At 74.2% G+C, this 11,747-nt stretch carries 10 protein-coding genes; 6 read left to right on the plus strand and 4 right to left on the minus strand.

Annotation, left to right across the window (positions count from 1 at the left end):
- The first annotated feature begins 255 nt into the window (after positions 1-255).
- Positions 256-1,032, plus strand: a complete 777-nt coding sequence (locus BU197_RS27815) for a SigE family RNA polymerase sigma factor (RefSeq protein WP_188271076.1) — start codon at positions 256-258, stop codon at positions 1,030-1,032.
- Positions 1,029-2,252, plus strand: coding sequence for a hypothetical protein (locus BU197_RS27820; RefSeq protein ID WP_188271077.1), 1,224 nt, complete (start codon positions 1,029-1,031; stop codon positions 2,250-2,252). The genes BU197_RS27815 and BU197_RS27820 overlap by 4 nt, the downstream gene beginning before the upstream one ends.
- A 174-nt stretch (positions 2,253-2,426) precedes the next feature.
- Here BU197_RS27820 and BU197_RS27825 read toward each other — a convergent pair whose 3' ends face one another.
- Positions 2,427-3,167: an SURF1 family protein gene (locus BU197_RS27825; RefSeq protein ID WP_188271078.1), complete on the minus strand. Its 741-nt coding sequence runs from the start codon at positions 3,165-3,167 to the stop codon at positions 2,427-2,429.
- Positions 3,168-3,190: 23 nt separating this feature from the next.
- Positions 3,191-5,014 (minus strand): prolyl oligopeptidase family serine peptidase, encoded by a 1,824-nt coding sequence (locus tag BU197_RS27830; protein WP_188271079.1) that lies wholly within the window; start codon positions 5,012-5,014, stop codon positions 3,191-3,193.
- A gap of 70 nt (positions 5,015-5,084) precedes the next feature.
- On the opposite strand from BU197_RS27830, the gene BU197_RS27835 reads away from it, so the two are divergent.
- The 4 genes from BU197_RS27835 (at position 5,085) to BU197_RS27850 (ending at position 8,954) form a co-directional block, all read left to right on the plus strand.
- Positions 5,085-5,915, plus strand: coding sequence for a class I SAM-dependent methyltransferase (locus BU197_RS27835; protein ID WP_188271080.1), 831 nt, complete (start codon positions 5,085-5,087; stop codon positions 5,913-5,915).
- A 145-nt stretch (positions 5,916-6,060) separates the two neighbouring features.
- On the plus strand, positions 6,061-7,464 hold the full coding sequence (locus BU197_RS27840; protein WP_188271081.1) for a tetratricopeptide repeat protein: 1,404 nt from the start codon (positions 6,061-6,063) through the stop codon (positions 7,462-7,464).
- Between the two features lie 128 nt (positions 7,465-7,592).
- Entirely contained in the window at positions 7,593-8,612 is a 1,020-nt protein-coding gene (locus BU197_RS27845) for a YdcF family protein (RefSeq protein ID WP_188271082.1), read from the plus strand.
- A 60-nt stretch (positions 8,613-8,672) separates the two neighbouring features.
- Entirely contained in the window at positions 8,673-8,954 is a 282-nt protein-coding gene (locus BU197_RS27850; RefSeq protein ID WP_188271083.1) for a hypothetical protein, read from the plus strand.
- 72 nt (positions 8,955-9,026) lie between these two features.
- On the opposite strand, the gene BU197_RS27855 is transcribed toward BU197_RS27850, so the two are convergent.
- Together BU197_RS27855 and BU197_RS27860 are read right to left on the minus strand one after the other, a co-directional pair.
- Positions 9,027-10,241, minus strand: a complete 1,215-nt coding sequence (locus BU197_RS27855; protein WP_188271084.1) for a serine/threonine-protein kinase — start codon at positions 10,239-10,241, stop codon at positions 9,027-9,029.
- Positions 10,242-10,332: 91 nt separating this feature from the next.
- On the minus strand, positions 10,333-11,721 hold the full coding sequence (locus BU197_RS27860) for an MFS transporter (protein WP_188271085.1): 1,389 nt from the start codon (positions 11,719-11,721) through the stop codon (positions 10,333-10,335).
- Between the last annotated feature and the right edge of the window lie 26 nt (positions 11,722-11,747).

An 11,747-nucleotide genomic window follows, 5' to 3' on the forward strand; every position in this document is an offset into this window, starting at 1 on the left:
GGCGTCAGATCTCTCTTGAACTGCGGCGATGCCGTGTCCGACGATGCTCTTTCCCCCTCCCGCAACCAGCGGCGAACGGGGGACGTCTCTGCGTGCACCCATGGCGGTGGCGCGAAGCACACCGCGAGGGCGGGGCACCGGGGGAGATCGGTAACTTATGGGGACGAACGACTCGCCGCCGAAGACGGACGACGCGCCGTCGAAAAGAGCGCAGGTCCCGTACAACCCTGCCGGGGGGCAGCGTGTCCAACATGCGTGGCTGAGGTACTCGACATCGCGCCCATCGCCCCGCCGCGCGGCGACGGCCTGGCACTGCTCTCCCTGCGGAGCGCCGCCGCCGTCCCCGCCCGCGGCACGGCTGTCGTCCCCGCACGCGGTTCCGCGGGCATCCCGGTGCGCGCCCGCGCGGTCGGCGTCCTTCCGCGCCGCCGTGCGCGCGGCGGCATGCCGGTGATCGCCCCCGTGCCCACCGAACCGCGCCCGGACACCATGGACGGCATCCCCTCGCCCCGTACCAGCGCCGAGGGCTCCACGGTCGCCGGGACCACGGTCGACCACCTCACCGAGACCTACCGCGCCCACTACCGCTCGCTGCTCGGCCTCGCCGCGCTGCTCCTCGACGACACCGCCTCCTGCGAGGACGTCGTCCAGGAGGCGTTCATCCGCGTGCACTCGGCCCGCAAGCGGGTCCGCGAGCCGGAGAAGACCCTCGCCTATCTGCGGCAGACCGTGGTGAACCTCTCCCGGTCCGCCCTGCGCCGCCGCATACTCGGCCTCAAGCTGCTCTCCAAGCCGATGCCCGACATGGCGAGCGCCGAGGAAGGCGCCTACGACCAGCTGGAACGCGAAGACCTCATCAAGGCGATGAAGGGTCTCCAGCGGCGCCAGCGCGAAGTCCTCGCCCTGCGCTACTTCTCCGACATGACGGAGGCCCAGGTCGCCGAGGCGCTCGGAATATCCCTGGGCTCGGTGAAGGCGTACGGTTCCCGGGGCATCGCCGCGCTACGCGTCGCGATGGGAGCGACGTCGTGAGCGGGACCCCCGAGCGGGACGGCGTGCCCGCCGACGCCAGTGAAGAACGTGACGATCCGAGTGGACAGCGCATGGTGAACATCGAGCCCGGCCCAGGCGAGGGCCCCGGCGACGACGAACTCGCGCTCCGGAGGCTGTTCCAGGACGCCGTGGCCGGTATCGAACCGTCCCAGGGCTCCCTCGAACACCTGCGCCGCGCCGTGCCCGCACGCCGCACCCGCAAGCGGCAAGCCCTCGTGGGCGCCGCCGCTGCCGCCGTCCTCCTCGGCACCGCCGTCCCCGCCTTCGTGCACGTCGCCTCCTCCGGGGGCGTCACCGCCGCCGCCGACCCGGTGAACGCGGGCCACGGCCAGGAGGCCCAGGGCGGCACCGGCACCGAGACCGGCATCGTCGGCGGCGGAAGCACCCCGCCTCCCCGGAACGGCACCCCCCAGCAGGGCACGGCCGAGGGCGCGGCGGGCGACCCGCAGCGACCCGGCGGCACCGGCGCCTCCGCCGACCCCCGGCCGTCCCACGGCACGGGCCAGGGCGCGACGCCTCCCTGCGGCTCCGGCCAGCTCGGCGTCAGAGCGGCGGTGAGCGGCGGGATCGACGGCCAGGGCAGGGTGTACGGCACCTTCCGCATCGCCAATGTCTCCGGCAGCCCCTGTGTCGTCTCCGGCAGCGGCTCCGTCGGCTTCGAGGCCCGAGGCGCGGCCGACCCGGGCCGGATCTCCGTGGTCCGGCACACCCCGGGCGACGGCAGCGGACTGCCCGACGGGGGCGCCGCCTCGCTGGTCCTGAAGCCGAACGGCAGCTACGAGGTGAAGTTCGTCTGGGTGCCCGAGGCGACCTGCCCCACGGGCGGCGGCTCCAGCCCGAGCCCCACCCCGGTCGAGCCGACCGAGGAAGCGACCACCCCGCCGCCGACCGACCCGCCCACCACCGCCAACCCCGACCCCACCACCGGCGGTGGCAGCGGCGGCGGTACCGGGGGCTCCGGCGGCTCCGGCACCTCAGGAAACGGCGGCGGTACGGGCCCGGGAACCGGCGCGGGCTCCGCGGCGGGCACCGGCGCGGAGGCGGCGGGCACGGCCCCGCAACTGTTCCTCTCCGACGGCCCCGCCGAAGGCAGCGTCCTGATCACCCACACCCCGGCGGCGGGCGGCCCCACCGCCACCACCACCATCCCCGACGCCTGCGCGGGCACGATCTACCGCACGGGGGTCCTGGGAGGGTAGGAGCCGCCGGGCCTGGGGCCTTTACGGGCCCCGGGGCGTGCGCGCCTCCGCCCTACGGGCCCCGGCCTACGATCCTCGGGTGCTCGGGTGCTCGGGTGCTCGGGTGCTCGGGTGCTCGGGTGCTCGGGTGCTCGGGTGCTCGGGACCTGCGGGACTCGCCGCCGGGCCCGGGGCCTACAGGCCGAGGGCCGCGTCGCGGGACGCCTCCGCCTCGCGGCGGACCAGGCGGAACCACATGAAGAGGACGAAGCCCGCGAAGACGAACCACTCGGCGGTGTAGCCGAGGTTCTGGAAGGCCTTCGCGTCCAGACCCGTGCCCGCCGCCGCTGCCGCCGGCACCGGGGTGAGCCCGGCGGGCGAGTCGACGAGGGTGATCCACGCGTCGTAGACGTCGTCCGTGACCACGTTCACCAGAGCCGCCGCACTGATCATGCCCAGCTGTCCGTCGGGCAGCCCACCGGCCGCGCGGACGCCCTTCGTGCCCGGGTTCTCCGAAGCCTGGAGCGCGCCCACCACCGTGACCTCCCCGGTCGGCGGCGCGGGCGCCCGCTCGCCTTCGGGGAGCCAGCCCCGGACGACCGGCAGCGACCGGCCGCCGTCCGTCCGCAGCATCGTCAGGACGTACGAGCCCGTCCGGCCGTCAAGCTCCCGGTCGGGCACGAGGAACTGCTCGCCGAACCGGCCGCGCGCCTCCGCCGACCGGCCCGAGGTCTCCTTGTCCACCGGCAGCAGCTCGTCCAGCGGCGCGGCGGCCGCCGCGCTCGGCGCGGGCCGCTGCTCCGCCTCCCGGTGGGAGTCGACGCGATCCTCGAACTTCCCCATCTGCCAGGTCCCCATGAACACGCAGAACGGGATCGCCAGCAGGACGAAGACGTTGATCCCCCACCAGCGGGGCGTTCTCAGGAACCGGTACACACCCCCACGGTACGCAAGCTGCCTCAGCTCCCCGTCCCCCGGGTCCCCAGGTGCTTCGCGACGAACGCGAGGTCGAGCGCCACCTGCTTGATCCGCTCCTCCACCACGAGCGAGCCGTGCCCCGCGTCGTACCGGTACACCTCGTGCACCGCGCCCCGGGCCGCCAGCCGCTCCACGTAGTTCTCGATCTGCCGGATCGGGCAGCGCGGATCGTTGACCCCGGCCGAGATGTGCACCGGGGCGGTCACCGCGTCCACGTACGTCAGCGGCGACGAGGCCGCCCACCGCTCGGGCACCTCCTCGGGGGACCCGCCGAGCAGCGTCCGGTCCAAGGCCTTCAGGGCCTCCATCTCGTCCTCGTACGCCGTGACGTAGTCCGCGACCGGCACCGCCGCGAGCCCCACCGCCCAGGCGTCCGGCCGGGTGCCGATGCCGAGGAGCGTCAGATAGCCGCCCCAGGAGCCGCCGGCGAGCACGAGCCGCGCCGGATCGGCGAGACCGCTCTCCACCGCCCAGCCGCGCACCGCCTCGATGTCCTCCAGCTCGATCAGGCCGACCCGGTGCTTCAGCGCGTCCGTCCACTCCCGGCCGTACCCCGTCGAGCCCCGGTAGTTGACCCGCACCACCGCGTACCCGTGGTCCACCCAGGCGGCCGGACCCGAGGCGAAGGCGTCGCTGTCGTGCCAGGTCGGACCGCCGTGCACCTCGAAGACCGTGGGGAAGGGGCCCTCGCCCGCCGGGCGCTGCACGAGCGCGTGCACCCTGCCTCCCGGGCCCTCCACCCACACGTCCTCCACCGGCACCGACGGCGGAGCCTTCGGGCCCGGCGGGTCCAGGACGACCCCGCCGGACGTGGAGCGCACCACCGGCGGCTCGGCGGCCGAGGACCACAGGTACTCCACGCTGCCGTCCGGCCGGGCCGTCGCACTCGTCACCGAACCCACCGGGGTCTCCACCTTGACCAGGGCGCCGGTGCCGATCTCGTACCGCCACAGCTCGCTGCGGGCCTCGTAGCCGTGCACGATCAGCAGCCCCGTGCCGTCCGGATACCACTCGGCCGACACGTCACCCGGCAGATCGAGCGCGAGATCGGTCTCGGCGCCCGTCGCCACGTCCCAGAGCACCGGCTCCCAGCGCCCGCGCCGCTGGTGGCCCACGAGCAGCCGGGTGTCGCCCGCCACCGGGGCGAAGCCGAGCACCGAGAGCCCCAGCTCCTCCGTACCGCCCTTGGTGTCGTCCAGCTCCGCGACCACGCTCGCGTCCGAGGCGCGCAGCACTCTCAGCGAGGAGTGCATGGCGTCCTCGTGCTCGGTGTGCTCGATCGCGATCAGCGAACCGTCGTGCGAGAGACCGCCGACCCCGGCCGACTCCCGGTGCCGGTAGATCTCCACCGGGGCGTCCGCCCCCGGCCGCAGCAGATGCACCGTGGAGCCGTCCTCGTCCGTGGAGCGGCCCACCACGAGCGTCCCCTCCCGCCCGATGGCCAGGCCCGCAGGGTAGGACGCGTCGAGACCGGGCACGGCGGGCTCGTCCGGGCCACCGGCGAACGGCTGGCGCATCCACACCCCGAACTCGTCCCCGTCGGTGTCCGCGAACCACCAGATCCAGGCGCCGTCCGGCGACAGCATGCCGTCCGTCGTCCCGTTCGGCCGGTCCGTGACCTGCCGCTGCTCATCCGTCGCCCGGTCCCAGGCGTACAGCTCGTACGTCCCCGTGGCGTTGGACACGAAGAGCGAACGGTCCGGTGCCTCCTCGGCCCACTCGGGCAGGGAGACTCGGGGCGCCCGGAAGCGCCGCTCCCACAGCGGAGTCTGGTCGGTGGATCCGGAGTTCGTGCGCTCAGTCATGACCCCATGATGCTCCGCGCGGCGGACAATCGGGTCGCGTCCCCCTCAACCTGTGGATAACCTCGCCGACATGTACTCTCCGACGCCCGAGGACTGGCACGAGGCCAACCGAGCCCGCTGGGACGAGCGCGTCCCCCTCCACGCCGCCAGCGAGTACTACGACCTGGACTCCTTCCGCGCGGGCAAGGACGCCCTGCGGGACTTCGAGCGCGCGGAGGTCGGCGACGTCACGGGCCGCACCCTGCTGCACCTCCAGTGCCACATCGGCCTCGACACCCTGTCCTGGGCGCGCCGCGGCGCCTCGCAGGTCGTCGGGCTCGACTTCTCCGAGCCCGCCGTGGAGACCGCCCGCTCGCTCGCCGCAGATCTGGGGTACGGGCAGGACCGGGCCGCGTTCGTCGCCGCCGATGTGTACGACGCCGCCCAGGCGGTCCCGGACGACGCGTACGACATCGTCTACACCGGCATAGGGGCGCTGTGCTGGCTGCCCGACATCGAGCGCTGGGCGGAGACCGCCGCCTCGCTCGTCGCGCCGGGCGGCTTCCTCTACGTGGCCGAGTTCCATCCGATCGCCGACTCGCTCGACGACGAGACGGGCAGCCGGGTCGTGCACGACTACTTCGTCCGCGAGCCGTGGGTGGACACCTCGCCCGGCACCTACGCCGATCTGGACGCGGTCACCGTCCACAACCGCAGCGTGGAGTGGGTGCACCCGATCGGCGAGGTCGTCACCGCGATCGCCGGGGCGGGGCTGCGGATCGACTTCCTGCACGAGCACGACGTCTCGCTGATCCCCCGCTACGGGGCGCTCCAGCGCCACGAGGACGACTACTACCGCTTCCCGGTGGACCGGCCCCGTATCCCGCTGATGTACTCGCTGAAGGCGTCCCGGCCGGTCTGAACGGCGGCGCGCGGCGCGGTCCGGCGGATCCGCCCCTCGCCTCCGTCGCCGCCCTCGCCTCCGTCCCCGTCCCGGAGCGTCACCTTGCCCGGCTCGGAGGGACACCCCAGGATGTGCCTTGGGTGATGCAGGGGAGGGCCGGTACATGCGGCGGACAGGGCGCTCGGGGCGCGGGGAGACGGCGGGCACGGTCCTGCTGTGGGGCGAGCCGGTGACCGACGGGCAGCTCGGCGCCGTCGAGGAGGGCTATGCCCGCTGCGGGCCCGAGGAACGGCTGCTGTGGGAACGGCTCTCCGTCTTCGAGGGCGCCTTCTGCCCGGAAGCCGTCCGGAACGTGTGCGGCTTCGGCGATCTGCCGCCGCTCAAGGTCCGCGCGGTCCTCGACCGGCTCGCCCCGCTCGCCCTCCTGCCGGTCGACGACCTGTTCGACGGGGAGCCCGACGTGCCCCGCTACTGGATGCCGCTGCCCATGCGGGCGGTGGGCGCCCGTCGGCTCACCGAGCGCGGCGAGCGCCCCTCGGTCGTCACCCGGCACCGCCGCTGGTGCCTGGAGCTCGCCGACCGGGCGGCGGAGCTGTGGCGGAGCGGCCGGCAGGTCGACGCCCGCGACTTCGCCCTGCGGGCGCTGCCCGATCTGGTCGTGGCCATGGACCCGACGAACGCGTCCCCCTCGCCGGGCCACGAGGCGGCCACCGCCCTCGACACCGCCGTCGCCCTCTGGTTCCTCTGGGCGGCCTGCGGGCGGGTCGCGGAGGGCCGGGTCAGACTGCGGCACGCCCTCAACCTGCACCCGGACCCGCCCCCGGCCCGCGCCCTGTGGCTGGCCGGTTTCCTGGAGTTGGAGTCGGGCCGCTCGGAGGAGGCCGTCCGCCATCTCGGCCGTGCCGAGGAGGCCGCGGCGCTCGACCCGGACGGCGCCCTGGGCGTTCTGGCGCATCTGCGCGGTTCGGTCGCCCTGCACCAGGGGCGTACGCGCGCGGCGGCGGACGCTTTCCGGGAGGCGCTGGACCTGGTGGTGGATCCCGCAGAGTTCGGTCCTTCCCGGCACGGCTGCTGGGTGGGCCTCGCCCTGTCCCTGTGCCGTACGGATCCCGTCGGTGCCCGGGAGGCGCTCGGGGAGGCGGACCGGGAGTACCGGGCCCGTCGGCTCCGGCCGGTCGACGTGTACGCGGAGGCCTGGGCGGACCACGTGCGGGCCGAGCTGGCAGCCTGGGACGGGGACCCGGAGCGCGCCGCGGGTCACGCCCGGCGTGCGCTCCGGGCGCATCTGGGCCTCGGCTGCTCGCTGGGGGCGACCGTGGCGGCGGAACTCCTCGCCCGGATGCGGTCGATCGGCGGCCGGAAGACGACGGCGGCCCGACTCCTGGGCGCGGCCGACCTGTTGCGCACCTCCCTCTTCGAACCGCCCTACCGTTCGGGCCGGTTCGCGGAGTCGGTGCGCTGCCGGGGCGGCGGGGAACTGGGGTCGCTGCGGGACGACCCCGAACTGCGGCACGCCTTCGAAGAGGGTGCCCGGATGGGCCTGTTCACTCTGGCGGACTGCCCGTAGACAACCTGTAGACCGCTTGGCGGACTGGCATTAGGCCGATAATCCGCTGGTCGCGGCGGCGGCACGGAGTTATCCACAGATGTGGTCACGCTCGGTCACGAGCCCGTCCGGCTGTCTACGATGCCGACATGACCGCACTTGTCGTCGTCGCCTTATTCTTCCTGCTCCTCTTCGGGGTCGGCCTGCTGCGGGACTGGCGCCGCTTCGGCAACGCCGTGTACCTGGGCCTGGCCGTCACCTTCCTCGGCATGGGGCTCGTCACCGGGCTCGGCGACGCCCCGCGCGGCGTCGCGGCGGCCGTGATGATCTTCCTGTTGCTCGTGATCTGCATCGGACCCGTCCTGCTCGCCGTCCTGCTCTGCCTGAACGGCGTGAAGATGGTCCGCAAGGAGGGCAGACGCCCGGCCAACCTCCTCTCGCTCCTCGCCGGGCTCGGCATCTTCGGGCTGATGGGCCTCGCGGTCGTCGCGGGCGCCGTCGGTTCGAGGGCCCTGGGCGTGTTCGTCGGCACCTCCCTGCTCGTCCTCGGCTACGTCTCGTTCCTCTTCGTCTGCTTCGTCGGGTACGCCTTCCTGTACGGCCGCATGCGGATCCGCAGGGACGCCGACTTCGTGGTGGTCCTCGGCTCCGGGCTGGCCGGCGGCCACCGGGTGTCCCCGCTGCTGGCGAGCAGGCTGGAGCGGGGACGGCAGGTGTACGAGCTGCTGGCCGCGCGGAGGGGAGCCGACCGCCCGGCGCCCGTCCTGGTCACCTCCGGCGGGCAGGGCCCCGACGAGCGGCTTCCCGAGTCCCACGCGATGGCCGACTACCTGGTCGAGCGCGGTTTCCCCGCCGACGCGCTGATACGCGAGGACCGCTCGCGGACCACCGAGGAGAACCTGCTGTTCAGCAAGGAGCTGATGGAGCGCGCCCGTCCCGGCTCCTCGTGCGTGATCGTCACCAACAACTTCCACGCCTTCCGGGCGGCCCTCATGGCCCGCAAGGCGGGCGTGGACGGGCAGGTGGTGGGCTCGCCCACGGCCGCCTACTTCTGGCCCTCGGCGACGATGCGCGAGTTCGCGGCGGTCTTCCTCCAGCACAAGGCGGTGAACATCGGGATCTGCCTGACCCTGGTCCTGATCGGGGTGATGCTCGGCCTCGCCGCCTGACCGGCGGGCGCGCGGACCCGTACCTACCCTTGAGATACGGAGCACGGACGGAGGCGTCCCATGAGGCAGCGGCACCACTTCCACATCGACTACCTGGGGCACTCGGTCTCCGTCACCGTCCAGACCGGCCACGGCTCCGTCGTCGAGGTCCTCGTCGACGGCAAGGAGACCGCCCAGACCACGACCACGGGCGACCGGCCGGTCACGGTCCCGGTCGAGCTGCCCACCGAACCGCCGACGACGGTGACCGTACGAGCCGCCCCGGGGCCCGGCACACCCCGCTGTCTGCTGCTCGTGGAGGGGGCGGCGGAGCCCCAGGTGATGGCGCCGAGACCGTACTGAGCCCGGGCCGGGCCGGGCCTCCGGGGTTGCCGGGCCGGGACCTCCGGGCCGGGCCCCGTCCTCGTACCCGGGTCAGGAGAGCCAGGCCATCCCGATGACGAGGAAGACGACGAAGGCGATGATCCCGGCGACGGCGGCGGTCTTGCGGGGGCGGCGCCGGGAGATCTCGGCGAGCCGGTCGCCCGCCCCGGCGGGCTTCTCACGCCGCCGTGACGCGGGCGCGGCCACGCCACGCGATGCGGCCCCGCGCCCCTGAACGGCTCCCCGGCCCTGGCCGGCCCGGCGCCCCTGGACGGGCCCGTGCGAGGGGGCCGGTGCCGGTGGAGGCGTGGGCACGGAGGGCGGCAGCGGAGAGGTGGCGGTGGCGGGGACGGGCGGGGGAGCGGGGCGGGAGGGGTGGGTGGGGGAGGGGGGAGGGGGCCCCGGGTGATGGTGCGGAGCATGCGGGCCCGGCTGCGCGGGGACCGGCTGCGAGTAGGCGCGCCAGGCACCGGAGGAGAACCAGTCGGCGATGGACTGGGCGGGGGGCCGCTGCTCGGGCTGCTTGGCGAGCAGGCTCAGCAGATAGCTCTCGAACTCGGGCGGCAGCATCGCGCCGAGATGGGTCGGCGGCACCGGGGCGGTGTCGATGTGCTGGTAGAGCAGGGCGGTCGCGGTGTCGGCCTGGAACGGAGGGCGGCCGGTCAGGAGTTGGTAGAGCACGCAGCCGAGCGAGTAGACGTCGGAGGCGGAGGAGGCGGGCTGGCCGAGGGCCCGCTCGGGCGCCAGGTACATCCCGGTGCCGACGATCTGGCCGGTCGTCGTGAGCGCCCCTGAGGGGTCGTCGACGAACCGGGCGATGCCGAAGTCGGCCAGTTTGACCGTGCCGTCGGCGTCGACCAGCAGATTGCCCGGCTTGATGTCCCGGTGCACGACGCCCTGCCGGTGCGCGGCGGCGAGCCCGGCGGCGGCGTGGGCGGCGATCACGGCGACCCGCTCGGCGGGCAGCACCAGGGGTTCGGCGGGGGTCCCGGCGAGGCTGTCGCCCTCCACCAACTCCATGACGAGGAAGAGTTTTCCGTCCCAGGTGCCGAAGTCGAAGACGCCCACCACGTGCGGGTGGCTCAGCCGGGCGGCCGTCTGGGCCTCAAGGCGGAACCGGTCGCCCGCGGCCGGGTCGGCCACCTGCGCCAGCATCAGCTTCACGGCCACGGACCGGCCGAGCACCTCGTCGGTGGCCTGCCACACCTCGCCCATGCCGCCCCGGCCGATACACACATGGAGTCGATATCGGTCCGCGACCAGCACCGGGAGACCACCCTTTCGACAATCGATCAACGTGGAGGAAGGGACCCAGCCTAGAGCCGCCGGTTCCGCGCCTTCGCCGCGCTCCCCCCGATCACGTCTCGGCCCTGGCTCCGCCCGCCTCCCGGGGTGCCTCCTGGAACGCCTCCGGGCGGGGCAGCAGCAGCGGGGTGGCCAGGCTGAGGAGGCCCACGACGGCGAGGGCGACCCGGGGCCCGGTGGCGGCGGCGAGCAGCCCGGCGAGCGCGGTGAGGACGGCGATGGCGGCCTGCTGGCCGATCGACCAGGCGGACAGGGTGCGGGCGACGAGGTGCCGGGGGGTGCGTTCGAGCCGGTAGGCGGCGAGCACCGGGGTGTACAGGCTCATATGGACGATGATCGCCAGCTCCAGGGCCATCACGGTGACGAGCCCCGCCGTGCCCGGCGGGACGAAGGCGAGCCCCGGCAGCCAGAGGGCCCGCAGGGTGCCGGCGGTCCGCAGGACCCGGCCCCGGCCGTGGCGGGCCACGGTGCGGTGGGCGAGCCGCGAGCCGATGAGACCGCCCAGGCAGGGGGCGGCGAAGGCGAGCCCGTACTGCCAGGGGGAAAAGCCGAGTTGGCGCAGCAGGAGCACGGCGAGGAGCGGTTCGGACGCCATGATCAGACCGGATACGAGCATGTTGTTCAGACAGAGCGTACGCAGGACGGGATCGCGGAGGAGGTGCCGCCAGCCGTCGAGCAGAACGCCGCCCCGGACCGGGCTCGCGGGACTGGCCGGGACCGGGCTTGCGGGGCCAGCCGGGACCGGGCTCGCGGGGCCAGCCGGGACCGGGTTCGCGGCGGGGCGCTCGGGGCTTGTGGGACTAGCGGGGACCGGGCTCGTGGGACTGACCCGGACCGGGCTCGCGGCGGCGCGCGCGGGTGTCTCCTCCCGGCCGCCGAGCGCCGTGAGACAGAGCGCGGAGAGCAGATGGCTGAGCGCGTCGGCGAGGACGGTGACGGCGGGCCCGAAGAGGCCGGTCGCCGCCCCGCCGAGCGGCGGCCCGACCGCGATGGAGCTCCAGTTCGTGGACTCGAAGCGGGCGTTGGCCACGATCAGGTCCTCCGGTGCGACCAGCGTCTTGAGGAAGGCGCCGCTCGCCGCGCCGAAGGCGATCCTGGCGGCGGCGAGCACCACGGAGACCACGAGCAGCTGACCGAACCCGAGCAGCCCGAGGGCGTACGCGACCGGGATCGACGCCAGGGCGGCGAACCGGACGAGGTCCATCGCGATCATGACGGGCCGCTTGCGCCGGAACTCCACCCAGGGCGCGAGCGGCACCGCGATCAGTGCCCCCACCGCAGGCCCCACGGCGGACAGCACGGACACCTCGGCGGGCCCGGCGCCCAGCACGAGGACGGCGATCAGCGGCAGCGCCCCGAACCCGAGCCCCGACCCGTACGCGCTCACGGCGTACGCCCCCCACAGCCAGCCGAACCGGCGCCCGAGCCGCCTTCCGCCCACCGCACCCACCGCGCTCTCCCAGGGTT

It is taken from the genome of Streptomyces sp. CBMA291 (genome assembly GCF_014596525.1).
In the GTDB taxonomy this organism is placed as follows: domain Bacteria; phylum Actinomycetota; class Actinomycetes; order Streptomycetales; family Streptomycetaceae; genus Streptomyces.